This is a genomic window from Streptomyces sp. SAI-170 (assembly GCF_049739565.1).
GTDB lineage: Bacteria > Actinomycetota > Actinomycetes > Streptomycetales > Streptomycetaceae > Streptomyces.
Map to the genome: position 1 here is coordinate 4,084,913 of NZ_JBMGQD010000001.1, position 24,657 is coordinate 4,109,569.

The following is a 24,657-nucleotide window of genomic DNA, read 5'->3' on the forward strand; positions in this document are numbered from 1 at the left end:
ATCCGCGTGCACAGACGCACCCTCACGACCGCCACCACGCTGGCGGTCCTCTTCAGCTCGGCGATGCTCGCCGCCGTACCGGCGTCCGCCGACTCCACCATCGCCCTGCCGGTCAGGTCGACCGGCGACATCGTCGTGGACGGGGTCCACAAGCGGGTCTTCGTCAGCGACCCGGTGAACGGCAAGATCGTCGTCACGGACTACGCGGGGACGGTCGTCAAGCAGGTGGGAAACCTGCCGGGCGTCACGGGGCTCGAACTGTCCGCCGACTCGGGCACGCTGTACGCGGCCGTGAAGGACGCGGACGCGGTCGTCGCCGTCGACACGGTGACCGGCACCGAGTCCGGCCGCTGGCCCGTGGGGGACGCGCCGCTGAGCGTGGCCGTGGCCGGCGGCAAGGTGTGGTTCGGCTACGGCGCCGCCGGCGCGGGCAACATCGGCTCGCTCGACCTGTCCGGCGAGCAGCCTGTGCTCACCCTCGACCAGGACCCCTGGTCGGGCGCGCCGCTCGTGGACGCCGCGCCCGGCTCGGACACCGTCGTGGCGGGCAGGCCGGACGACCAGAAGCTCGTCGCGTACGACGTGTCGACGGGAACCGCAACCCGTACGGCCACCATGGACGGGGAGGTCCACCACCTGGCCGACTTCGAGGTCACCCCCGACGGACAGCGGGTGATCGCCGCGGGCGCCTGGCCGGCATCCCACCACGTGGTCTTCAGGACAGCCGATCTCACCGCCGTCGGCAGCTACGCCAGCGAGACCTGGCCGAACGCGGTCGCCGTCGCCGGGAACGGGACGGTGGCAGCGGGTGTCGACGGGGCGTACAGCCCCGACCTGTACATCTACAAGCCGGGCGCCACCACCTCCATACGCGAGTACGAGTTCCCGGACACCGACGACATCAGCGGCAGCGACGAGCTCGCCGACGGGGCTCTGGCCTGGGCGCCGGACGCCTCCCGCCTGTTCGCCGTGTCGCACAACTACAACGGCGTGTACACCCTGCGCGTCCTGACCACCCCCACCCGAGCCACCACGGCCCTCACGGTCGACGCCCCGGCCACCGCCGCCCGCGCCAAGCAGCTCACCGTCAAGGGCAAGATCACCTCCAGGGTGAAGCTCCCGACGGGCGCCCAGCTCACGGTCACCCGTACCGACGTGGAGTCCCCGAACGGCAAGGCTCTCAAGCCGGTCACGGTCAGGTCGGACGGCACGTACTCCTTCACCGACGTCCCGCCCGCCGGCGGCAAGGTCCGCTACACGGTCCGGTACGCGGGCGACGCCGAACACACCGCCTCGTCCGCCTCGGACACCGTCCAGGTCTCACGGGCCACGCCGGTGCTGACCCTGACCAACAACCGCAAGGTGTACTCGTACGGCGCCGACGTCCGGTTCACCGCGCACCTCGGGACGACGTACAAGAACCGCAAGGTGGAGATCTGGGCCGACCCGTTCGGCGGGGACAAGCCCAATCGGCTGGTGAAGTCCGGCACGGTCAACTCCAGTGGCAACCTGTCGGTCGTACTGGACCTGCGCCGGGACACCAAGGTCGTAGCGAAGTTCGCGGGTGACGCGCGCTACAAGCCGCGCACGGTGACGAGCACGGTCGGCACCCGGGTGAGGGTCTCGACCGCGCTCAGCGGCCAGTACAAGAAGCAGTACACGTGGGGCCACACGTACCACTTCTTCAAGAAGACCCGGAACCCGCTGATCACGACGGTGATGTCGCCCTACCCGGGCCGGTCTCAGAGGCTCGAGCTCGAGATCTACTACCAGGGCACGTGGTACGAAGCGGGCACCGAGTACTTCAAGCTGGACTCCTCCGGTGTCTCCAAGGTGGAGCTTCTCGGCCCGCACGACCCCGGCTGGCGCCTGCGGGCGCGCTCGGTGTACCTCGAGGGCCCCGGGGCCGGTGACCGGGTGAACACCACGACCTACGGCGCCTGGAAGTACCTCTACTTCACCAACTGATCGGACGTCAGGCGGCCCAGCCGCCCAGCCACGTCCTCCAGGGCGCCCTGCCGTCGGCCGGGCACCCTGGAGCGCAGTTCCACGAGCGCGGGCCCGAGTTCACGGGCCCGCGCTTCGTCGTCGATACGGCCCCACTGGTGATGGGCGCGGTCCACCGCGGCCTCGACCTCGGGCGCGTCCGGGGCCTGCCCCGCGGCGAGCCGGGCGGCGGCGACCGTCAGCCAGGTGCGGCAGCTGCGCACCGGGTCCCCGGCGAGCATCGCCAGGTCGGCGCGGACCTCCGTCCAGTGCAGGGCCTCGGCGGACCCGGGCCCGTGGGCCCGTACGGCGGCCTCCTCCCAGCGCGCGGCGAGCGCGTCGGCGTCGGAGTGGCGGCCGGCCTGGACGGCGGCGGTGATCGCGGCGTGCGGGTCGCCCCCGGTGAGGGGCGCGGGTGTGCGCAGCTCCAGGCCGGCGGGCTCCTCCCCGGCCACCCGGCCGAGCGCCTCCTCGTGCAGCCGCTCCAGGGGCGGCCGGTGCCCGCTGCGCAGCACCGTCGCCACGGCCTTCATGTACGACGGCCGCCCCACGCTCCGTCTCCTGGGCGGCGGCGCGATCCTGCCGTACACCTCCGTACCGCGGCCGCAGTCCAGGGGACGGCCCCGCAACTGCTCCCAGGTCTCGGTGTCCGTGTGCAGGTCGAGGACGAGCGTGGTGGTGCCCGGCGGGCGCAGCCGCAGTTCCTCGCGGAACCAGTGCCAGGGCAGGGCGGTGTAGCGCACGGTCGCCGGAGTGGTGCGGGCGAGCGCGAGGTGGGGCAGGCGCTGGCGGCGGTCGAGCTGGAGCTGGCCGGCGACGAACACGGTGAGCGGGCCGGGGGCCGCCGCGGCCGCGCGGAGCCGGGTCAGCACGGCCTGCGGGTCGAGCGGGTCGGCGAGTTCGACGACGTTGGCGGTGTCGGTGCCGGCCAGCACGGCGGGTGCGACGGCCGCGAGGACCGGCAGCACCGCCGCCGCGTCCACCAGCCGTCCCCGGCCCACCGGCGAGGCCGCGAGCAGCAGCACGGTTCCGGGCATGGTCCCTCCCCTGTCGATCACCTACCGCGTCCTCACCGTAACGGGTGGCCATCGGGTGCCGCTGCGGAAGGCCGTCCCTTACGCCCGCCTGCGCACGGCGAACACGGTCGTGTCGTCGGCCAGCCGCCCCCCGCAGTGCCGCAGCGTGCCGTCGCGGACGTAGGCGACCAGGCGGGACGGCTCGGCGGTGCGCGGGTCGGCGGCGACGGCGCGGGCCACCTCGGTGGCGAGCGGGTAGAAGCAGCCGCCCGCGTCGCGGGCCTCGGTGACTCCGTCGGTGGTCATCAGGACGGTCTCCCCGGCGGCGAGGGACACCCGCTGCACCGGCGGGGGTCCCGCGGCGGCGGCCAGCTCGCCGAGGCCGAGCGGGAGGCCGTCCGCGTCCGGGAAGGGGCGCACGCCCCGCGGGCCGACGACGAGCGGGGGTTCGTGGCCGAGGACGACGACGTCGACGGCGTCCGGGGCGTCCTCGGGGAAGCCCAGCAGGACCGCGGTGGCGAACCGGTCGCCGTCGGGGAAGCCGAGCTCCTCGTAGTGGCCGCGGTGCCGGATCATCCGGGTCTCCAGGCGTTCGGCGACCGTGCGCAGGTCGGCCTCGTGGTAGCCGGCCTCGCGGAAGGTGCCGAGCAGCGCGGCGGCCGTCTCGACGGCGGTCAGGCCCTTGCCCTGGACGTCGCCGAGGAGCACGCGCGTGCCGTGCAGGCCGGGCTGGATGTCGTAGAAGTCGCCGCCGACGCGGGCGTCGGTGTCGGCGGCGAGGTACACCGCGGCGTGGTCCAGGCCGCCGAAGCCGGGCGGCAGGGGGCGCAGCACGGTGCGGCGGGTGGTCTCGGCGATGTCCCGCATCCGCAGGATGTGCTCCTCGCCGCGCACTCGGACCACGCAGGCGAGGGTGGCGAGGATGCCGCCGAGCGCGGCCAGGACGAGATCGGCGGCTCCGGCGTCGTACTGGTGTGGCAGCAGGGCGTCGGCGATGAGGTAGACGATCGGCGCGAGCACCGCGAAGGCGGCCGTGCCCGCGATGCCGCAGATCGCGGCGGCGATGCCGGGCACCAGCACCACCCAGGAGATCATCCGGAAGTCGGGGCCGGTCACGTAATCGGCGCCCACGACGGCGGCGAGCAGCAGCAGCGGGGGCAGCCAGGCGACGCTGTGGCCGCGGACCCGGAGCAGCTGGTGCCGCTGCACGGCGTCCCGCCGCCCGGCCCGGGGATACCGGTCGAGCAGCCGCTGCCCGCCGCCACCGCTCACCGGACGACCCACGGCACCGCTCACGGCCCCAGCGAAACACGGGCCCGCACGCCCCGCATCCGCTCCGCTACGGGCCGACTTGCCTTCGGGCCGTGCGGGGTGTGCCCTTGAAGGCGGGGGCGAGGAGAGAGAGGAGTGCTCTCATGGCTCATGCGGCACCCGCGCCCGGACGCCCCGGACGTACCTCCAGGACGGCGACCAGGACGCCTTACACCACCCCGTCCAGGACTCCGGACGTGTTCAGCGCGCGTACCCACCGGATCGCGCAGTGGGCGGTCCCCGTCACGCTCGGACTGATCTACGGCTACTGGGTCGCGGCCAACAACCGCAGCGGCGGCGAGATCACCGGCTGGAACCTGCTGCTGGGCTTCGTCAGCGCCCTGGCGTTCATGGCGCTGTGGGTGGCCCTGTGGGCCGTGGCCCCGCGGATGAAGCGCGAACTGCACGCGCTGCTGTGGGCGGCATTCGCGGGCTCCGCCTTCGGGTTCATGTACAGCCAGGCGGGGAACCCCCCGCTGCGGTCGACGGGCATGGCGCTCGCGGCGGCGGCGACGGTGTTCGCGATCCTCTTCTACCGCTACTACACGCACGAGGACGCGGCGGGACGCCGCATCCGCTGACTTCCCGCGACAACCGTGAACCCCGGTGGTGTCGGCCACCGGGGTCCACGTTTCCCTCATCCCTCCACTCACCGGACGACTGGTAGCCATTCCCATCCGTCCGACGAGGCTCCGGTGACGCTCCAGCTCCAGGAGCCGGAGACGCTCCACGACCCGGACGCGCTCCAGGAGGCGCCCTCGAAGGGGTCGTTCCAGTTGGACCAGCGGCCGTCCTTCCATTCGGGACAGGGGTCCGCGCAGGTCGGCACATGGTGCCGGTCGGGCTCGACGAAGGCGGCGCTCGCCCAGCCCTGGGCGCCGACGAGCCAGTACCAGTACGGGTTGCCGTTGACGCTCTGCCCGATGACCTTGCACTTGATGCGGTCCTGGCTGCCGGGCGAGAGGCGGTCCACGACCGGTGCGTGGGTGGTCGGTGCCATCCGCACGTTGAGCGCGGTGCGGGAGACGACAGTGCCCCGGATCGAACCGTGGGATCCGTCGCCGTCGTGGCCGCCGGGGAGTTGGCCGGCGTACGTCGGTGGGGCCGCCGCTGCTGCCGTGGCTCCCGCCGTGACGGCGAGAGTGGCACTCGCGAGCAGGGCTGCGGTCAGGGTCCGCAGGGCCAAAGTGGTGCGCATGATCGGCCTCCTTTCCCCAACTCCAGGAAACACCCGTTCGGGTGAACGCTCCACCGGAGGCGGGAACGCCCAGTTCGGCAGGGGTGCGCATCCGGTGTGCACCCGTACGGCGGCGGAAAGCTGGCGCGCCCGGCGCCGGAGGCCTTGCCTGGAAGGGTGTCCTTGCGCCTGCGGACCGCGTTGTCGGCCGCTCTCATCGCCCTGTCCTGTCTGCTGGTGCCGTTCGGCGCGCTGGCGGCCTGGGCGGCGTACGGCCTGGCGGACACGGGCCGTTATGTGCGCACGATGGCCCCGCTGGCCGGTGACCCGGCCGTGCAGGACGCGCTCGCGGACACGGTCGGGCAGGACCTGGCACGCGAGCTGCACCTCACGGTCGCGCGACCGCAACTGCGCGAGGCCGTACGGTCCTTCACCGCCACCGACGCCTTCCGCGCGGGCTGGGACCAGGCGAACCGCTCCACGCACGGCGCCGTCCTGCGTGCCCTGCACGGCGAGGACACCGGCCCGGTCATGGTCGACCTGGCGCCGGTCGCTGCCAGCGTGAAGCACCAACTGGCCGCTGACCACGTCCCGTTGGCGCAGCACATCCCCGTCGCTCACCGGGAGGTCGCGGTCGTGCCGGCCGGTGAACTCGCCGGGATGCGCGAGGGGTTCCGGGCGCTGGAGGTGGCCGCGTTCTGGCTGCCGTCGGCGGCGGCCGTGCTCGCCGTCACCGGGATCGCCGTCGCCGCCTGCCGCCGCCGCGCGGTCACCGCGACCGCCCTCGGCACGGCCCTCGGCGGGGCGCTGCTCGGCGTGGCGGTGGCCGTAGGGCGGCACCTCACCGTCGCCGACCTGCCCGCGGAGGTCTCCGCCGCGGCGGCGGGCGCGGTCTACGACGCCCTGACCGCGACCCTGCGCACGGTGTCCTGGCTGCTGCTGGCGCTGGGCCTGACGGTGGCGGGCCTCGCCCGGCTCACCCGGTACGCGGGGCGGGCGCGCCGGGTGCCCTGACGGGCGGGCCCGCCCGAGCGACATCGGCCAGCGTCCGCAGCGCCCGCACCAGCGCCTCCTCGCGGGCCGAGGCGAGCCCCAGCCGCACCGCGTCCGGGGTGCGGGCCGGGTCGACGGCGAAGGCGGGGCCGGGGGTGACGGCGATGCCGTGCGCGGCCGCCGTCGCGGCGAAGGTGTCCGCACGCCAGGGCGGGGGCAGCTCCCACCAGGCGTAATAGGCCTGCGGGTCGGACCGTACGGTGAAGCCCGCGAGCTGCTCGGCGACCAGCCGCTGCCGCCGGGCCGCGTCCGCACGCTTGGCCGTGACCAGCCGCTCCACGGTGCCGTCCGCGCACCACCGTACGGCCGCTTCCAGGGCGAACCGGCCCGCGCCCCAGCCGCCCGAGCGCAGCGCGGCCGCGACCGCCGTCACCCGCTCGGGCGGGACGACGAGGAAGCCGACGGTCAGGCCCGGCGCGACCCGCTTGGACAGCCCGTCCACGACATGGGTGAGGTGCGGGGCGTGCGCGGCCAGCGGGGTGGAGCCGGGGCGGAGGAAGGACCAGATGCGGTCCTCGACGATCGCCGTCCCCAAGTCGGCGGCGGTTTGGGCGAGTTGGGCGCGGCGTTCCTCGTTCATGGTCCGGGAGGTCGGGTTGTGCAGCGTCGGCTGGAGGTAGAGCGCGGACAGCGGGGCCCGGCGATGGGCGGCGGCGAGCGCGTCGGGGCGCGGGCCCTGCTCGTCGCAGGGGAGGGGCACCAGGTGGATGCCGAGCCGGGCGGCGATCTCCTTGACCAGCGGATACGTCAGCTCCTCCACGCCCACCCGGCCGCCGGGACGCACCAGGGAGGCGAGGGTGGCGGCGATGGCCTGGCGGGCGTTGCCCGCGAACAGCACCTGCCCGGGGTCGGGGCGCCAGCCGGGCGCGGCCAGCAGCGCGGCGGCGGCCTCGCGGGCGGGCCCGGTTCCGGTCGCGGCGGCGGGCCGCAGCACCTCGGCGAGCACGTCGGGCCGGCGCAGCGCCTCCAGCGCCGGGGCGATCAGCTCGGACTGACCCGGCGCGGAGGGGTAGTTGAGCTCCAGGTTCACGGGTGCCGAGGTGTGGGCCTCGGTGAGGGCACGCCCGCCCGCGGTGGGCGGCGCGGCCCGCACGAAGGTCCCGCGCCCGACCTCGCCCACCACCAGGCCCCGCCGCACGAGTTCGCCGTAGACCCGTCCGGCGGTGGACGCGGCGATGCCGTGGCGGCGGGCGAACTGCCGCTGCGGAGGCAGCCGTTGCCCGGGGCTGAGCCGCCCCGAGGCGATGTCCACGGCTATGCGGTCGGCGATGCGCCGGTAGTCGTCCATGAGACCCATGATGTGGCACCCCCTCGGCATTGCACCGAGGGCAAAGATCTTATTGCGCCGAGGAGTTGGCGCCGCCTAGGGTCGCAGCCATGGCACCCTTCCTTGCATACGAGGACAAAGGCGGCGATTCCTCCGCGACCCCGCTCGTCCTCGTCCACGGCCACCCCTTCGACCGCACGATGTGGACCCCGCAGATCGAGGCGTTCTCGCCCGAGCGCCGGGTGATCGCCCCGGACCTGCGCGGCTACGGCGCCTCCCCGGTCGTGCCCGGCATCACCCCGCTGTCCCTCTTCGCCCGGGACATCGAGGAACTGCTGGACGAGCTGAAGGTGGACGGCTTCGTGCTCGGGGGCCTGTCCATGGGCGGCCAGATCGCGATGGCCTGCCTCGACGTCCTCGGCGACCGGGTGCGCGGCCTGCTGCTGGCCGACACCTTCGCCGAGCCCGAGACGGCGGAGGGCAAGCGCGTGCGCAACGCGATGGCCGACCGGCTGCTGGCCGAGGGCATGGCCGGTTACGCCGACGAGGTGCTGGAGAAGATGGTCGCGCCCTACGCCCACCCGGACGTCAAGGCCCACGTCCACCGCATGATGACCGGCACCGACCCCCAGGGCGCCGCGGCTGCCCTGCGCGGCCGCGCCGAACGCCCCGACTACCGCCCCGTGCTCGCCCGCGTCACGGTCCCCTCCCTGGTCGTGGTCGGCACCGACGACGAGTACACCCCCGTCTCCGACGCCGAGGCCCTGCACGCCGCCCTGGCCGACTCGGTCCTGCACATCGTCGAGGGCGCCGCCCATATGCCGAACCTGGAGCGGCCCGAGGAGTTCAACGCGGCACTGGCGGGGCTGCTGGCGCGGGTGGACGCGAGCTGACCGACAGCCGTTCGGACGGGCCGCGTTCACCAGTGGTTCACTCCCAGTCCCCGCTCCCGCACAAACGTGCTCCTAGCGTCCGACGAGCTGAGTCCAAGGGAAGCCAGGGGAGAACCACGTGCGCATTCAGCTGCCCATCATCAGAACGTCGAACGAGTCGCATCCGGGCGGCCGTTCCGCCCTGACCTGCCGCTTCCGCTGCGGTGACGCCTGTTTCCACGAGGTGCCCAACACCAGCGGCAACGACTACGTCGGCGATGTCATCGCGGGCGCGCTGAGCCGTCGTAGCGTGGTGCGCGCCGCGGCCGTCGTCACCGCGGCCGCTGCCGCCGGTACGGCCGCCGCTGCCGCCGTCGCCCCGAAGGCGCAGGCCGCCACGGCCTCCGGTAAGCCCGCCGCCCGGGCCGCGCGCGGTCTGCGCTTCACCCCGGTCGCGCCCAACACCGCCGACCAGGTCACCATCCCCGAGGGCTACGCGCAGAACATCGTGATCCGCTGGGGCGAACCGATTCTGCGCGGGGCCCCCGCCTTCGACGCGACCAAGCAGAGCGCCGCCGCGCAGGCCGGCCAGTTCGGCTACAACTGCGACTTCCTCTCCCTGCTGCCGCTGCCCGGTGAGCCCGGCCGCCAGGTCCTCGTCGCCAACCACGAGTACACCGACGAGATCCTGATGTTCCCCGGCTACGACGCCGAGAACCCGACGAAGGAGCAGGTCGAGATCGCCTGGGCCGCGCACGGCCTGTCCGCGGTCGTCGTCGAGGGCAACCGCGCCAACGGCAAACTCGTCCCGGTCACCCGGCACCCGCTCAACCGCCGCGTCACCGCCACCACCGCCTTCCGCCTGACCGGCCCCGCCGCCGGCTCGGCCCTGCTGAAGACCTCCGCCGACCCGACCGGCACCAAGGTCCTCGGCACCCTCAACAACTGCTCGGGCGGTACGACGCCGTGGGGCACGACCCTGCACGGCGAGGAGAACTTCAACCAGTACTTCGCCAATGGCGCCCGGGCCACCGACAAGCGCTACGGCCTCGTCGCCGGCCCCACCGAGCGCAAGTGGGAGCGTTTCGACAAGCGCTTCGACGTCGCCCAGGAGCCCAACGAGGTCCACCGCTTCGGCTACGTCGTCGAGTTCGACCCGTACGACCCGACCTCCACGCCCCGCAAGCACACCGCGCTGGGCCGCTTCAAGCACGAGGGCGCCACCGTCCGGCTGACCGACGACGGCCGCCCGGTCGTCTACACCGGCGACGACGAGCGGTTCGACTACTTCTACAAGTTCGTCTCCGCCAAGCGGATGAAGAAGGGCACGTCCCGCGCGGTCCGCGAGCACAACCTCTCGCTGCTCGACGAGGGCACCCTGTACGTCGCCAAGCTGACCGGCGACTCCCCCGCCCTCGAGATCGACGGCACGGGCAAGCTGCCCGCCGACGGCGAGTTCGACGGCTCCGGCCAGTGGATCCCGCTGGCCACGGCCACCGCCGACGGCGCCGTCTCGCATGTGGACGGCATGACCGCCGAGGAGGTGTTCGTCTTCACCCGCCTCGCCGGTGACAAGGTCGGCGCCACCAAGATGGACCGGCCCGAGGACATCGAGCCCAACCCGCACACCGGCAAGGTGTACGTGGCCCTCACCAACAACTCCCGCCGCGGCACCACCGGCAACGCGCCCGTCGACGAGGCCAACCCGCGCATCGGCAACAAGCACGGCCAGGTCCTGGAGCTGACCGAGCGCTGGAACCGCGCCGAGAGCCGGACCTTCGCCTGGAAGCTGTTCCTGGTCGCGGGCGACCCGAACGACCCCGCCACCTACTTCGCGGGCTTCCCCAAGGACCAGGTCAGCCCGATCTCCTGCCCGGACAACGTGGCCTTCGACCCGCACGGCAACCTGTGGATCTCCACCGACGGCAACCAGCTGGGCTCGCACGACGGGCTGTTCGGTGTGGCCACGCGTGGCTCGCGCCGCGGTGAGCTCAAGCAGTTCCTGACCGTGCCCGCGGGGGCGGAGACCTGCGGTCCGCTGGTGCAGAGCCGGCGGGTGGTTGTCGCTGTGCAGCATCCGGGGGAGATCGACGGGGCGACGGCCGAGAAGCCGCTGTCGGTCTGGCCTGATGGGCCGGGGAAGATCAACCGGCCTGCGGTGGTGGCCGTATGGCGCAAGGACGGATCTGACATCGGGGTCTGAGTGCGCGCCTGCGGAGAGGGGTGGTTTCTGGCTTTCGGCGGCTTCGGGTCGTTTGTGGTTGCTCGCGCCCACGCGGCGGAGCCGCATATCGAAACAGCCCCGCGCCCCTAAAGAGGGTCAGCGAGGTGAGGCGATTGCTCTTGCCGCGGCCACCTCTTGCCTCAGCCGTTCCAGGACGCTGTCCGGCGGGCCCGTCAGATCCGTACGGACGGCGATCAGGACCTCCGCCTCGCGGACGCCCTCCGACAGCTCGCGCAGCTGAAGGGCGACCTGGGTGATCTCCGCCTCCGACGGCGGCGCGGCTCCGTGCTTGACGCGGACCCGCGCCGCCGTCGTCGCGTCCACGATGCGCTCGACGGCCACGACCAGCGGCCACCACGCGGCGGCCCGGCGCCCGGTGGGCGGCGGCTCGGTCAGGGCGCGCTGGAAATCCGTACGGATGACGGACAGGTCGCGGTAGAGACGGCGGCGCATGCGGGCGCGGGCGGCGGGCTCGACGGTGTCGCCGAACGCGGACTCCACATAGCGGGCGGTGTCCGCGACCGCGTCCGCGAGACGGTCGCCGACACGGGTGTGCCAGCTCTCCGGCCACAGCAGATAGCCCACGGCCAGCGCGATCGCGCAGCCCATCAAGGAGTCCACCAGACGCGGCAGCAGCAGCCCGGTGCCCTGACGGTTGAGGACGTCCGACAGGAGCAGGATCACGGGCGTGATGGCCGCGGTCTGATAGCCGTAGCCGCGCGGGGTCAGGGCCGGGATCAGCGGGGCGAGCACCAGCATCACCGGCACGTCCCACCAGCCGCGGGGCACCTCCGCGAGCACGGCCGCCGCGATCACCAGGCCGCCGACGGTGCCGAGCGCGCGCAGCAGGGCGCGCGAGAACACCGAGCCGAAGTCCGGCTTGAGGACGAAGGTGATGGTCAGTGCCACCCAGTAGGAGCGCGGCACAGAGATGATCGACACCAGCACCTGGGCGATGCCGATGCACAGCGCGAGCCGCAGCCCGTAGCGCCAGGACGCGGCGGACAGCATCACATTGCGGGCGGCCTGCGCGGCCCGGCTGCGCAGCGCGGCGGGACGGCCGAGCCGGTCGTCGAGCGCGTACGGGTCGACGTCCGGGGCGGTGACGACCTCGGCGGTGTGCCGCAGGGCGTGGTCGACGGCCCGGCTGGTCTCGTCGGCCGGCTCGGGCAGCCCCAGCGCTATCGGCCCGGTGTAGCCGGTCCGCACGGCCTCGGCGAGATGCCGTACGGCCTCCGGCACCTCGACGGGCAGCGGCTTGCCCCGCAGATGAGCGGCCGGAGCAGCCTCGACCACGGCGATGACGGAGTTCAGCTGGGCGAGCAGCCGGGTCAGATCGGGGCTGCGGCCGTGGTGGCGGGCGCGCCGGGCCAGGACGAGGTCGTACGACTGGTTCAGCGACTGGGTGACGGCGTGCCGGGCGTCGTCGTAGCCGTCGGTGGCGCAGGCGGCGAGCAGCTCGGCGACCCTGCGGTAGGTGTCGGCGACGGCGTCCCGCTCGGGCACCCCGGACCGCAGCGGCCAGGCCAGCAGGGCGAGCACCAGCACGAGGAGCCCGCCGCCGGTCATCAGCAGCGGCGCCAGCCACCACTGGCCGGGCATCGGCAGCCCGGCCCCGACGACGGCGTTCAGCAGGAGCAACAGCCCCGACACGGAGGCGACGGCCCCGATCGTGGAGATCATCCCGGACACGAGCGCGATGCCGGTGACGGCGAGGACCGCGACCCACCCGTGCCCGAAGACGAGCGACCCGAGCGTGATGCCCACGGCACCGAAGGCCTGCGGGATCGCGATGTTCAGAATCCGCATCCGGTAGGCGTCCGCCGTGTCACCGATGACCCCGGACAGCGCCCCCATCGACGCGAGCGCCCCGTACGCCGGCTGCCCGGCCGCGAGACCGACGACGAGCGGCAACGTCATCGCGAGCGCGGCCCGTGCCACAGCCGCCTTGTTCATGGGCGCGGCCGGCTGAGACTGCAGGTTCCGCACCAGCCAGTCGGGAGGGGTGAGGCTGAGGGGGAACTCGCGCGACATGCGCCCATTATGGGTCGAGGCCCTCGGATACCCGCCTGACCGGCAGAATCCGACCCTCCCCAAGATCTTCATTCCGTGCCGCTAACCTTACGTGTCCGTCCTGGCCAGCGATCGACGGGCTACAACTCACGCGAAGGGTTGCGCACATGGGCATTCTCACTCTCCTGCGGAACACATTCGGCCGGTCACGCAAATCCCGCCACGCCGACCCGGAGGGTACGAACCCGACACCCGCGACCCCCGAGCCGACGACCCCGGCCCCTCAGGTCCCCGAACCCCGCACCTCCTCCTCCACGGACGACTCCGAGGAACACGAGCTGGTCGCAGCGGCCTTCGACAAGGTGGCCGTCCCGCGGCCGACGCGGTCGGGGGAGGACGTGGCGACGGGTGAGGAGCCGGTCGCGGCGGAGAAGCCGGTCGAGGTCGAGGAGCCGACGGTGACGGCTGAGCCGGAGCCCGAGCCTGTGGCGGTGGCTGAAACGGAGCCCGCGCCGGAGCCCGAGGCGCAGGTTGCGGCCGAGCCCAGCCCGGAGCCCGAGGCTGAGCCGGAGCCTGTGTTCGAGCCCGACCCGGAGGCGCTGGCGGCGCTGGTGGCAGTGGTCGAGCAGGGCTCGGAGCAGGAGCCGGAGCCGACGGCGGTGGCCGAAGGCGAAGCCGAGGCCGAGCGGGCGGAGCCCGAGCCCGCGGCCGCCGACGGCGAGGACGCCCCACAGGGGCCACCGGCAGCCGACGACGAGAGCCGCACGGGCGGTGCGGGTGGGAATCCGGAGGCGGCCGAAGGCGAAGCCGAGGCCGAGCAGCCCACCCCCGAGGCCGCGGCCGCCGACGGCGAGACCGCCCCTCAGGGGCCACCCGCAGGCGACGATGAAAGCAGCACGGGCGGTGCGGGTGGGAATCCGGAGGCGGCCGAAGGCGAAGCCGAGGCCGAGCAGCCCGCCCCCGAGCCCGCAGCCGCAGACGGTGACGCCAAGCCCGAGCCCGCCATCCCCCTCAGCCGCCTCAAGAGCCGCGCCCCCTCCCTGGCCACCGCCTACAAGGCAGCCACAGGCACGCTCAAGAAGACCGGCCTCACCGGCACCCGAGCAAAGCTCTACCTCGTGCTGGACCGCTCCGCGAGCATGCGCCCGTACTACAAGGACGGCTCCGCCCAGGCCCTCGCCGACCAGACCCTCGCCCTCGCCGCGCACCTCGACCCCGAGGCCACGGTCCACGTCGTCTTCTTCTCCACGGAGCTCGACGGCACCACCGACCTCACCCTCACCCCCGACCACGAGACGAAGATCGACGACACCCACGCCGAGCTCGGCCGCATGGGCCGTACCAGCTACCACGTGGCCGTCGAGGAAGTCGTGGCCCACCACGACAAGCACGCCGCCCCCGGCACCCCCGCCCTCGTGATCTTCCAGACCGACGGCGCCCCGGACGCGAAGACCCCCGCGACCCAGTCCCTCACCGAGGCCGCGAAGAACCACCCGGACATCCACTTCGCCTTCGTCGCCTTCGGTGAGCACGACAACAAGGCCTTCGACTACCTCCGCAAGCTGAAGACCGGCAACACCTCGTTCTTCCACGCCGGCCCCACCCCCCGCGAGCTCACCGACGCCGAGCTCTACACCGGCGTACTCGCGGACTGGCAGCCGTAAGGGAACCCGCACCACCCGGCCGTCCGCTTCCCACCCCTCAAAACGGGAAGCGGGCGGCCCACCCATGTCGGCTACGATTTCAAGGTTCGAAAAACAACCGACCTGGGAGCAGCCAAACCATGGCTCGACACCTCATCACCAGCGCCCTTCCGTACATCAACGGGATCAAGCACCTGGGCAACATGGTGGGGTCCATGCTCCCGGCGGACGTGTACTCCCGGTACCTCCGCCAGCGCGGTCACGACGTCCTCTACATCTGCGCCACCGACGAGCACGGCACCCCGGCCGAGCTGGCGGCGAAGGAGCAGGGCCTGCCGGTGGCGGACTTCTGCGCGCAGGCGCACGACGCCCAGAAGGCGGTCTACGACGGCTTCGCGCTGGCGTTCGACTACTTCGGCCGCAGCTCCTCGCCGGAGAACCGGGACATCACCCAGCACTTCGCCCGCAAGCTGAACGAGAACGGCTTCATCGAGGAGCGGGCGATCCGCCAGGTGTACTCGCCGACGGACGGCCGTTTCCTCCCGGACCGCTATGTCGAGGGCACCTGCCCCCACTGCGGCTACGACAAGGCCCGCGGCGACCAGTGCGAGAACTGCACCCGGGTCCTCGACCCCACCGACCTGATCAACCCGCGCTCGGCGATCTCCGGCTCCACCGACCTGGAGGTCCGCGAGACCAAGCACCTCTTCCTGCTGCAGTCCAAGCTGCAGCACGAGGTCGAAGCGTGGGTCGCCCGGCACGAGGCGGACTGGCCGCAGCTGGCCTCCTCCATCGCCCGCAAGTGGCTGAACGAGGGCCTGCACGACCGCGCCATCACCCGTGACCTGGACTGGGGCGTCCCGGTCCCGGCGGACACCTGGCCGGAGCTGGCGGCGGAGGGCAAGGTCTTCTACGTCTGGTTCGACGCCCCGATCGAGTACATCGGCGCGACGAAGGAGTGGGCGGACCAGGACCCGGAGAACCGCGACTGGAAGTCGTGGTGGTACGACGCCGACGAGACCGTCCGCTACACCGAGTTCATGGCCAAGGACAACGTCCCCTTCCACACCGTGATGTTCCCGGCCACCGAGCTGGGCGTGCGCGAGCCGTGGAAGAAGGTCGACTACGTCAAGGCCTTCAACTGGCTGACGTACTACGGCGGCAAGTTCTCCACCTCCCAGAAGCGCGGTGTCTTCACCGACCAGGCGCTGGACATCCTCCCGGCCGACTACTGGCGCTACTTCCTGATCGCCAACGCCCCGGAGTCGGACGACTCGTCCTTCACCTGGGAGCACTTCACCGCCACGGTGAACAAGGACCTGGCCGACACCCTCGGCAACTTCGTCAACCGCGTGCTGTCCTTCTCGCGCAAGCGCTTCGGCGACGACGTCCCCGCGGGCGGCGAGCCCGGCGAGGCGGAGGCGCGTCTGGGCGAGGAGATCGCCCGGCTGCTCGCCGAGTACGAGGAGCAGATGGAGGCCCTCCAGTTCCGCAAGGCCGCGGCCGCGCTGCGCGCCCTGTGGTCGGCCGGCAACTCCTACCTGGAGGAGAAGGCCCCCTGGCTGGAGATCAAGACGGACAAGGACGGCGCGGCCCTCACGCTGCGCACCGCGATGAACCTGATCCACCTCTACGCGGTGGTCTCCGAGCCGTTCATCCCGTCCACCTCCGCGGCGATGCGCCAGGCCTTCTCCCTCACCGAGGACACCGCCACCTGGGTCTCCCAGGACGAGGCGAAGGCCCTCACCTCCGTCCCGGCCGGCACCCCGTTCACCGTCCCGCCGGTCCTCTTCGCCAAGCTCACGGAAGAGGACCTGGCCACGTACAAGGAGCGCTTCGGCGGCACGGAGGAGTAGTCGCGCGGGTCGGTGAATCCCGGCCCCGGAGCGGGTGCTTCGTGGTCTGATGTCGTGCATGGCACGGCCGGGCCGCAGGTACCTCATCGCCGTCGGTTCATCGGTGTACGACGAACCGCTCATCGCCGATCTGCCGGGCGTCCCGGACGATGTGCGGCGCGTGTGCGAACTGCTCGCGCCGATGGGCTACGAGCGGGTCCTCGACAGCCTGTCCACCGACCCGAGCGCCCACGAACTGGCCCAGGGCATCGAGCGCTGGGCCAGAGGGGCCGACCTGGGTGAGCAGGACCTGGTGGTGGTCTACGTCGCCGGACACGGCGTCCGTGGCCGGGACCGCCACTACCTGCTGTGTGCCGACTCCGAACCCGGCGTGTGGAGCACGGCGCTGGCCAGCGAGGACCTCGCGCGCCCGCTGGTCAACAGCCCGCTCGGGCATCTGCTGGTCGTCCTGGACACCTGCTACGCCGGGGCGGGCACCGGCGAGATCGCCGTCCTGGCGGCCGAACTGGCGGCCACGCAGCGCGGCACGGCGGGCCGCAGCCTGCTGGCGGCCGCCCGCGGACGTGAAGCCGCCGTGGAGAACGTCTTCGTCGACGCTCTCGCCGAGGCCCTGACCCGGCCGCGAACCGGGGCCCGCCAGGAGTTTCTCGGCGTACGCGAGGTCACGGAATGGGTGAACGGGTATCTGCGCGCCCGTGGAGCCCGCCAGCACGCACGGCACACCGTCGTCGACAGCGACGGCCAGGACCCGTTCTTCCTCAACCCCGCCCACATACCGGGTCTCCCGGCCGACGACCTCGACGTGGCCACGCTGTCCCGGCTGCGCAGGAGCCAGCACGGCCACTTCGATCCCCGCAGCCGCGGTGTGGAGCACGCGGGTGAGAAGGGGGACCACTTCACGGGGCGCCGGCGCGCGCTGTCCGAGCTGCTGCGTTTCACCTCGACCGGCCCTCATGACCGTAAGGCCCGTGTGGTCACGGGCGATCCGGGGTCGGGGAAGTCGGCGACGCTGGGGCGCGTGTGGGCGCTGGCCGACCCGGACCGGGCAGGCGGGCCCGAGCTGCCCGTCGTACCGTTGCACGCCCGCCGCGCCACCCTGGAGGCGCTCGTCGCCGAGGTCGCCGGGGCCCTGGCCCTGCCCGACGCCCGCCTCGACGACGTCCTGGAGGCGCTCGGCGAGCGCACCCGGCCGGTGGTCGTGCTGGTCGACGCACTCGACGAGGCGGGCACCGCGGGCGAGGCCTCGGAGGGTGCCCGCATCGCGCGGGAGCTGCTCCAGCCGCTGAGTTCGCTGCCCTGCGTACGGCTGATCGTGGGGACCCGGCGGCATCTCGTCCCGGGCCTCGGCCGTGCCGTGGAGGTCATCGATCTCGACCGGCCCGAATACATCGGACCCGACGACATCCGCAGCTACGCGCGCAGCCTGCTGCTCGACGCGGGGGACCCGGACAGCCTCTCCCCCTACCGCGGCCGGGAGGAGCTCGCGGCGACCGTGGCCGACGGGATCGTGGCACGGGCCGGGAGTTCCTTCCTGGTGGCGCGGATGACGGCCCGCGCTCTGGTGCGCGGGCAGATCACCGTCGATCCGGGTGTGCCGGGCTGGCAGGAGGCCCTGCCGTCCGACGCCGGGCAGGCGTTCGCCGCGTATCTCAGCCGGTTCGGCCCGCACCAGGCGCGGGTCGAGCGGCTGCTGCGGCCGCTGGCGTACGCCCAGGGTGCCGGGCTGCCCTGGTCCTCCGTCTGGGCGCCGCTCGCCGAGGCGCTGTCCGGCGTGCCGTGCCCCGAAGACGAACTGCACTGGCTGCACCAGCACGCCGGCGCCTACATCGTGGAGTCGCCGACCCCGGCCGGGTCGGTGTTCCGGCTGTTCCACGAGACCCTCGCCGAACATCTGCGCACACCCGGCAGAGACGCGGAGAGCCACCGCGCCATCGGCGAGGCCCTGCGCGCGCTCGTCCCGTCCGACCCGCTCTCCGGCGCCCGCGACTGGCTCGCCGCCCACGCCTACGTGCGCGAACACCTCGCCACCCACGCGGCGGCGGGCGGCATGATCGACGCCCTGCTGTCCGACGCGGACTTCCTGGTCCATGCCGTCCCCGCCTCGCTGCTGCGCGCCCTGGAATCGGTGACCACGGACGCGGGTCACCAGGCCGCCCGGATCTACCGGGCGTCGGCCGCCGTGCACGCGCAGGCGGGGCCGCGGGCCCGTCGTCAGATCCTCGCCGTGGACGCCGCCCGCCACGGCGCCGCGCGCCTCGCCGGCCGGCTGGCGACGGAGGGCGCGTGGCGGGTGGCCTGGGCGAGCGGTTCCCTGGTCCACGCCGCCCATCGGGCGACCTTCAGGGGTCATGAGGAGCTCGTCCAGCAGGTGTCGTGCATCGACGTCGACGGCCGGCCGACCGCCCTGTCGGTGGGCGACGACGGGACGGTGGTGGCGTGGGACCTGCTGGAGGAGCGCGAGATCAGCAGAATCGACCTGGATCTCGGCTGGCTCGCCTCGGTGCACTGCCTGGACGTCGACGGCCTCCCCCACGCGGCGGTGGGCGCGGGGGACGGCACGGTGGTGATCCTCAGCCTGGACGATCTCGCGGTCAGGGCCGTCCTCGACGGCCACACCAGATACGTCACGCAGATCGCCCACTTCGACCACGGAGGCGAACGCCACCTGGTGACGGCCTCGTTGGACGGCACCGTGCGTACGTGGAGCCTGCGCGCACAGGAACAGACCGGCGTCCTCGACGGGCGCGACGGTCGTGACGCGGAGCTGTCCGCCGTCATGTGTCTGCTCCACGACGAGGTCCCCCACGCGCTCACGGGCTCCTCGGACGGACACCTCAGGCTGTGGAACCTGGCCGACCGCACGCTCACGGCCGCCGTAGACACCGGGGAGGCCGTCCGCTCCGCGCACTGCTTCCGGCTGGACGGGCGGCTGTACGCCCTCGCCGGGAGCGAATGGGGCGAGGTGACGATGTGGGACATGCGGGCGGAGGAGTTCGTCACGCAGCTCCTGCGTTCTCACACCGAGGCCACCACCCCCATCACCTCCACCGTCCTCTCCGGCGTGCCGCACGCACTGCTGGGCCTCGACGACGGCACGACGAGGGTGTGGAACCTGGCCACCCGCACGCAGGTCGCGGTCATCAGCGGCCACACCTACGCGGTGCACTCGGTCGCGGGAGTCGACCTGAAGGGCCGTCCGCACGCGGTGACGGGTTCCGGGGACAGCACCGTACGGCTGTGGGACCTGGCCGCCGCGCTCACGGCCGAGCGGCCCGTCGGGCACCGGGACTGGGTGGACGAGGTGGCGTTGATCGAGCGGGAGGACGGCCGCCGGCTGGCGGTGAGCGGCTCCCGGGACTACACGGTGCGCCTGTGGGACGCCGCGACCGGCACGGAGGCGGGACGTGTGCCGGTCGGGACCGGCTGGCCGCGATGGCTGGGCCCGATCGAGGTGCACGGCCGGACGCACCTGGGAGTCGGGCACACGGACGGGGCCCTCCTCTGGGACCTCGAGAACCAGGCCGACGAGTTCCACGCCTGGAAGGACACGGTCGGAGAGGCGGCCTTCGTGACGGTCCGGGGCGCTCCCTACGTGCTGCTGGCCCCACGCGGAGACGCTCCCGACCTCTGGGACGTGCACGAGCGGCAACTCCTGTGGACATTGACCGAGTCGAAGCACTGGTCCTCCGCGGCGGTCTGCCACGACATCGACGGACACACGCTGCTGCTGGTGGGCTCACGCCTGGGACACGTGGACGTCTGGGACTTCGACAAGGCCGAGCGCGTCGACTGCCTCGAGGGTCACAGCGACCAGGTGGCCGGCCTGGCCACAGTCCCCGTCCGCGGCCGCCCCCACCTCCTCACCGCCTCCTGGGACGGCACGATCGGCGTCTGGGACCTGATCGACCTCTCCCGGCGCACCGTCCTGCGGGCCCATACCGACCGCGTGTCGACGATCTCCCGCTTCGACGTCGACGGCCGCCCCTACGCCGTGACGGGCGGCTGGGATCGCACGGTCCTGACCTGGGACCTGGAGACGCTCCAGGTCGTGGACCGCCTGCACCTCCCGCTGGAGGTGGAGTCCTCGGCGCTGAAGGACGGGCTGTTGCTCCTCGGGGCGAGAAGCGAGCTGATCGCCCTTCACCTGGCCACCCACAAGGAGCGCTTCGGCGGCGAGCCGGAGGTCTGAGCCGGGCGATCAGTCGCCCATGAACCACACGTGGCTGCCCGGCGTCGCCGCGCACTGAGCGAGGAGCGCGGCGAGGTCGAGCAGGGCGGCCTTCTCCCCCTCGTTCGCCGACCGGCCGGCGAGGGCCTCGGCCTCCTGCGCGGCGGCCCCGGCGTCCTGCTCGCCGAAGAACGTGTCGCCGTACGGGTCCACCCGGCTCAGCCGGTCCGCGTCCCGGGGCCCGATGCGCTCCAGCGCGCGGGCGAGCGCCTCGCCGTGTTCGTACGACCCGCGCAGCAGGGTGTCCCGTGAGCGCCCCCCGCGGCTGTGCAGTTCCAGCTCGATGCCCATGGCCGAAGCTTCGCAGGCTGTGCTCAGCAGCGACACAGCCGGGTAACAGCCCTTCTCCGCCGCCGCACGCACCGGGTATACCTGGCCCAAGATCACATGGCTCACCTGGTCATGCGACACACATGTGGGGGGTCCTTTTCCATGGCTCTTTTCGGCAACGCGCACCCGATCGACCCGGCGCAGGCGGCGCAGGACTACGCGAGGCTGCTCGGGCAGGGGGAGACGGTGCATGCCGCCTACCTGCTGATCCGCGACACCATCCTGTTCACCGACCGCCGGCTGATCCTGGTCGACAAGCAGGGCATCACGGGCAAGAAGACGGAGTACCACTCCATCCCGTACCGCAGCATCACGCACTTCGCGGTGGAGACGGCCGGCACGTTCGACCTGGACGCCGAGCTGAAGATCTGGGTGTCCGGTTCGCAGCTGCCGATCACCAAGACCTTCACCAAGGGTGTGGACATCTACGAGGTGCAGGCGATCCTCACCCAGTACGTGGCCCGCTGATCGACAGGTAGTATTCGGCCACTTGTGCGAGGGCGCGGGCCCTCGCTGGGGAGGGTTCTCACGTGGGCAGATTCGCCCCGAGACGGGGCGGTCTGACCGCTGCCGTCTCCTCGCTCGTGGTCGCCGTGACGGCGACGTCCCTCGTCGTCCTTTCACCGAAGGACGGCGAGGCCGCGGAGTCCGCTGCCGCGGACACCACCGGGATCACACTGACCGATCCCAGCACCACCAAGGCACGCACCGAACGCCCGTACGTCACGGGCGACACCGGCTTCCTGCACCGCCATGAGGGCCGGGACGGCCTGCTGTGGACGGACTACGCGACGGGCCGGACCGTCACCGTCGAGGACGCCAGCGGCGTCTACACGCCCGACACCGCCTGCGCCGACGTCGATTCGGCCTGCCGCGACGCCTGGTACGGCTCGGACAGCGACGTGATCGCGCTGCCGAAGACGGCGTCCGACGCCCAGGCCACCTTGTGGGACCCGGCGACGGGCACCACCAGGACGGTGGACTGGAACGCCACGGACCACGGCTACTACCGGGCCCTGGCGGGCGACACGGTCCTCACGACCTACTCCCTGCTGGACGAGGTCGACGGCACCTGGCGCACCCGTCCCATCGGCGGTGAGCCGACGAGCGTGAAGAGCACGGACGTACGCGCCGCGGACTCCTCCGGTGTCCTCGTGGCGTACGGCAACTACGGGCTCGGCTACATCGACGTCGAGACGGCCACGGCCACCGTGGCGTTCGACGACACGGTCTACCGCCCGAAGACCGTGATGAGCCAGGACCGCGTCGGCTGGTACGACACCTACAGCGGCTATCTGCACCTGAAGTCCCGCGCCGACCTCGCCGCCGAGGAAGAGCTGGTCGAGGTGCCCGAGCTGTCCTACGGCCTCGACGGCGAACCGGTCCTGGTCGGCGACTGGCTGCTGCTGCAGCGATACGTGAACGACACCACCACCAGGCTCGTCGCGGTGAACGTCACCGACCCGTCCGTGAAGCAGACCCTGCTGCCCAGCGCCGGCGAGTACACGCTCGCGAGCGGTGACGGCTCCGCCCTCGTCACCGGCGGCAGCGCCATCACCGACCGGTGGGTCCAGCGGGTGAGCCAGGCCGCGGACGGCACGCTGAAGCTGGAGAAGGTCTACCAGCCCCCGGCCCTGGAGAACACCAAGACCGGCATCGCCCTCAGCCGCGGCAACCTGCGCGTCGCCGCGGACGACCCGGCGAGCACCACCACGGACACCACGTCCGTGCGCACCCTGACCACGAACGGCTCGACCACCCTGACGGCGTCCGCCGTCACGGCGAGGGGCTCGATGTACGAGCCCGTCTGCCCCTACCCCGGCACCACCTGCTCGGCGCTGTGGGGCAACGTCGACGGCCAGCACGCCTACCTGGACACCCACGGCGGCATGGGCGAGGGCGGCACCGGCGGCGACGACCGGCTGGTCGCGATCGGCGGCCACGAGCTGGAATTCGGCACACGCGGCGGCTCGATCGTCGACGTCTCCGACGAGTACGCGATCTACGACGCGGCCGGCACGCAGTACGTCGGCCGGTTCGGCTACGGCCAGCGGGTGAAGCGGCCCGCACGCGCCGCCGCCCTGAACGGCGCCACGCTCTGGAGCGCGAGCACGCTCGGCAAGCTCTCGTCGTACGACCTCGTCGCGATGAAGACGCTCGCCACGGTGACCGTGCCCGGCCTGGCCTGTGTGCCGAGCCAGCTCCAGGCGGCCGGCCGCTGGGTGTACTGGGCCTGCGGCACGAACTCGGCGGGCGTGTACGACACCAAGGCCCGTACGTCGAGGGCCGTCGCCCCCGGTGACGTGCTGCTCGGCGACGGCTTCACCGTCCGCCACGACCACGGCACCGACGAGCTGGTCCTGACCGAGGCGGCCACCGGCGCCACCCGCGTCGTCGCCTCCGGCCTGCCCGACACCGGACTCGCCGTCGACCGCCGCTACCGCTGGACGGTCGACGAGTACACGGGCCTGGTCGCCTGGTTCGACGGCTACGAGCGCACGCACGTCGCCACCACCGGCATCACGCCGTCCGCCGTGACCGCCTTCGAGTCGGAGACGGAGAGCTACACCGAGCCGTCGACGTCGGCACCGTGGAACGGCGCATGGCTGCTGTCCCGCCCGGTCACCTCCTGGTCCCTGACCTTCACCTCCGTCCAGAGCGGCGCGAACGGCAAGGCCACGCGCACGATCACCGGCACAGCCACCGCGGCCCGCGTGGCGGTGCGGTGGAACGGCCTGGCGTCCGACGGAACCCGCTTCCCCAACGGCCACCTGACCTGGGCCCTGAGGGCGACCGGCGTCGGCAGCACTTCCGTGAACACCGTGGCCACGGGCGGTGTCTTCCTCCAGCGGGGCATGCCGGTCCGCCGCGACTTCGTCAGCCCCGACGGTCCCGACGGCCGCGGCGACCTGCTCACCCTCGGCTCCACGGGCGCGCTGACGTTCCACTCGGGCACGGGCACGGGCAAGCTCGGCGAGCGGACGGCCGGCACCGGCTGGCCCACCTCCGTCACAGCCGTCCCCTTCGGCGACCTCAGCGGCGACCGCTGCAACGACGTCCTCGTCCGCCTGTCCAGCGGCGCCCTGCGCCTCTACAAGCCCGGCTGCAACGCCGCGCTCAGGCCGTCGACGCCGTACACCACGCTCGCGACCGGCGGCTGGACGACGTTCGACGTCCTCACCTCGCCCGGTGACGTGACCGGCGACGGCCGCCCGGACCTCCTCGCCCGCAAGGCGTCCACGGGCACGGTGTACCTCTACAAGGGCCTCAGCACGGGCAAGCTGTCCACCGCGGTGAAGCTCTACTCGGACTGGCGCACCTACAAGAGGGTCGTCGGCGTCGGCGACATCACCGGCGACGGCCGCCCCGACCTGATCGCCCAGGACAAGGCCAACGCCCTCTACCGCTACGACGGCAAGGGCAACGGCACGTTCGCGTCCCGCGTCAAGGTGGCGTCCAACTGGGGCAGCCGTTACAACGCGGTCGTCGGTGTCGGCGACCTCACCGACGACGGCAAGGCCGACCTCGTCGCCCGCGACACCAGCGGGTACCTGTGGCGCCTGTCGGGCACGGGCAAGGGCACGTTCGGCTCGCCCGTGAAGATCGGGACCGGCTGGGGCGGCTACAAGTCCCTGTCCTGACCACCACGGCTCGACAAAACGGTCTGGACCGAAATCACCC

The 24,657-nt window shown here is 72.6% G+C and carries 16 protein-coding genes; 10 read left to right on the plus strand and 6 right to left on the minus strand.

What is annotated here, in order from left to right; all coding sequences use genetic code 11:
- Positions 1-6 precede the first annotated feature (6 nt).
- Positions 7-1,968 (plus strand): YncE family protein, encoded by a 1,962-nt coding sequence (locus RKD23_RS18335; protein ID WP_424854647.1) that lies wholly within the window; start codon positions 7-9, stop codon positions 1,966-1,968.
- On the opposite strand, the gene RKD23_RS18340 is transcribed toward RKD23_RS18335, so the two are convergent.
- The gene (locus tag RKD23_RS18340; RefSeq protein WP_424854648.1) at positions 1,953-3,023 is read right to left on the minus strand and encodes a hypothetical protein; all 1,071 of its coding nucleotides are present in this window, start codon (positions 3,021-3,023) and stop codon (positions 1,953-1,955) included. The genes RKD23_RS18335 and RKD23_RS18340 overlap by 16 nt on opposite strands.
- Positions 3,024-3,101: 78 nt before the next feature.
- Positions 3,102-4,298, minus strand: a complete 1,197-nt coding sequence (locus tag RKD23_RS18345; protein ID WP_424854649.1) for a PP2C family protein-serine/threonine phosphatase — start codon at positions 4,296-4,298, stop codon at positions 3,102-3,104.
- A 119-nt stretch (positions 4,299-4,417) separates the two neighbouring features.
- On the opposite strand from RKD23_RS18345, the gene RKD23_RS18350 reads away from it, so the two are divergent.
- A complete protein-coding gene (locus RKD23_RS18350; protein WP_424854650.1) occupies positions 4,418-4,894 on the plus strand; it encodes a hypothetical protein in 477 nt (158 codons plus the stop codon).
- A gap of 68 nt (positions 4,895-4,962) precedes the next feature.
- Here RKD23_RS18350 and RKD23_RS18355 read toward each other — a convergent pair whose 3' ends face one another.
- A complete protein-coding gene (locus tag RKD23_RS18355) occupies positions 4,963-5,511 on the minus strand; it encodes an SH3 domain-containing protein (RefSeq protein ID WP_424854651.1) in 549 nt (182 codons plus the stop codon).
- Positions 5,512-5,667: 156 nt separating this feature from the next.
- On the opposite strand from RKD23_RS18355, the gene RKD23_RS18360 reads away from it, so the two are divergent.
- Entirely contained in the window at positions 5,668-6,504 is an 837-nt protein-coding gene (locus RKD23_RS18360; protein ID WP_424854652.1) for a hypothetical protein, read from the plus strand.
- Here RKD23_RS18360 and RKD23_RS18365 read toward each other — a convergent pair.
- Complete coding sequence (locus RKD23_RS18365) at positions 6,467-7,831, minus strand: PLP-dependent aminotransferase family protein (RefSeq protein WP_424854653.1); 1,365 nt, start codon at positions 7,829-7,831, stop codon at positions 6,467-6,469. The genes RKD23_RS18360 and RKD23_RS18365 overlap by 38 nt on opposite strands.
- A gap of 89 nt (positions 7,832-7,920) precedes the next feature.
- Here RKD23_RS18365 and RKD23_RS18370 point away from each other — a divergent pair, with 89 nt between their 5' ends.
- Both RKD23_RS18370 and RKD23_RS18375 read left to right on the plus strand, forming a co-directional pair.
- A complete protein-coding gene (locus RKD23_RS18370; RefSeq protein WP_424854654.1) occupies positions 7,921-8,703 on the plus strand; it encodes an alpha/beta fold hydrolase in 783 nt (260 codons plus the stop codon).
- Between the two features lie 118 nt (positions 8,704-8,821).
- Complete coding sequence (locus RKD23_RS18375) at positions 8,822-10,885, plus strand: PhoX family protein (RefSeq protein WP_424854655.1); 2,064 nt, start codon at positions 8,822-8,824, stop codon at positions 10,883-10,885.
- 117 nt (positions 10,886-11,002) lie between these two features.
- Here RKD23_RS18375 and RKD23_RS18380 read toward each other — a convergent pair whose 3' ends face one another.
- On the minus strand, positions 11,003-12,940 hold the full coding sequence (locus tag RKD23_RS18380) for an FUSC family protein (RefSeq protein ID WP_424854656.1): 1,938 nt from the start codon (positions 12,938-12,940) through the stop codon (positions 11,003-11,005).
- 146 nt (positions 12,941-13,086) lie between these two features.
- Here RKD23_RS18380 and RKD23_RS18385 point away from each other — a divergent pair, with 146 nt between their 5' ends.
- The 3 genes from RKD23_RS18385 (at position 13,087) to RKD23_RS18395 (ending at position 20,607) form a co-directional block, all read left to right on the plus strand.
- The gene (locus RKD23_RS18385; protein WP_424854657.1) at positions 13,087-14,583 is read left to right on the plus strand and encodes a VWA domain-containing protein; all 1,497 of its coding nucleotides are present in this window, start codon (positions 13,087-13,089) and stop codon (positions 14,581-14,583) included.
- 119 nt (positions 14,584-14,702) lie between these two features.
- The gene (metG, locus tag RKD23_RS18390; protein WP_424854658.1) at positions 14,703-16,418 is read left to right on the plus strand and encodes a methionine--tRNA ligase; all 1,716 of its coding nucleotides are present in this window, start codon (positions 14,703-14,705) and stop codon (positions 16,416-16,418) included.
- Between the two features lie 58 nt (positions 16,419-16,476).
- Positions 16,477-20,607: a caspase family protein gene (locus RKD23_RS18395; protein WP_424854659.1), complete on the plus strand. Its 4,131-nt coding sequence runs from the start codon at positions 16,477-16,479 to the stop codon at positions 20,605-20,607.
- A gap of 9 nt (positions 20,608-20,616) precedes the next feature.
- Here the strand turns inward: RKD23_RS18395 and RKD23_RS18400 are convergent, their stop codons facing one another.
- Positions 20,617-20,937 carry a hypothetical protein gene (locus tag RKD23_RS18400; RefSeq protein ID WP_424854660.1) on the minus strand — a complete coding sequence of 107 codons (321 nt, stop codon included), beginning with the start codon at positions 20,935-20,937 and terminating at the stop codon, positions 20,617-20,619.
- 141 nt (positions 20,938-21,078) lie between these two features.
- Between RKD23_RS18400 and RKD23_RS18405 the strand changes: the two genes are divergently transcribed.
- Together RKD23_RS18405 and RKD23_RS18410 are read left to right on the plus strand one after the other, a co-directional pair.
- A complete protein-coding gene (locus tag RKD23_RS18405) occupies positions 21,079-21,444 on the plus strand; it encodes a PH domain-containing protein (protein WP_404037248.1) in 366 nt (121 codons plus the stop codon).
- A 62-nt stretch (positions 21,445-21,506) separates the two neighbouring features.
- Positions 21,507-24,617: an FG-GAP repeat domain-containing protein gene (locus RKD23_RS18410; RefSeq protein ID WP_424854661.1), complete on the plus strand. Its 3,111-nt coding sequence runs from the start codon at positions 21,507-21,509 to the stop codon at positions 24,615-24,617.
- The last annotated feature ends 40 nt before the right edge of the window (positions 24,618-24,657 follow it).

Bases quoted from the DNA above. Each gene is read 5' to 3' on its own strand.
- RKD23_RS18340 (WP_424854648.1), bottom strand. From the start codon at position 3,023: ATGCCCGGAACCGTGCTGCTGCTCGCGGCCTCGCCGGTGGGCCGGGGA.
- RKD23_RS18350 (WP_424854650.1), top strand. From the start codon at position 4,418: ATGGCTCATGCGGCACCCGCGCCCGGACGCCCCGGACGTACCTCCAGG.
- RKD23_RS18355 (WP_424854651.1), bottom strand. From the start codon at position 5,511: ATGCGCACCACTTTGGCCCTGCGGACCCTGACCGCAGCCCTGCTCGCG.
- RKD23_RS18365 (WP_424854653.1), bottom strand. From the start codon at position 7,831: ATGGACGACTACCGGCGCATCGCCGACCGCATAGCCGTGGACATCGCC.
- RKD23_RS18370 (WP_424854654.1), top strand. From the start codon at position 7,921: ATGGCACCCTTCCTTGCATACGAGGACAAAGGCGGCGATTCCTCCGCG.
- RKD23_RS18380 (WP_424854656.1), bottom strand. From the start codon at position 12,940: ATGTCGCGCGAGTTCCCCCTCAGCCTCACCCCTCCCGACTGGCTGGTG.
- RKD23_RS18385 (WP_424854657.1), top strand. From the start codon at position 13,087: ATGGGCATTCTCACTCTCCTGCGGAACACATTCGGCCGGTCACGCAAA.
- metG (WP_424854658.1), top strand. From the start codon at position 14,703: ATGGCTCGACACCTCATCACCAGCGCCCTTCCGTACATCAACGGGATC.
- RKD23_RS18395 (WP_424854659.1), top strand. From the start codon at position 16,477: ATGGCACGGCCGGGCCGCAGGTACCTCATCGCCGTCGGTTCATCGGTG.
- RKD23_RS18400 (WP_424854660.1), bottom strand. From the start codon at position 20,937: ATGGGCATCGAGCTGGAACTGCACAGCCGCGGGGGGCGCTCACGGGAC.
- RKD23_RS18405 (WP_404037248.1), top strand. From the start codon at position 21,079: ATGGCTCTTTTCGGCAACGCGCACCCGATCGACCCGGCGCAGGCGGCG.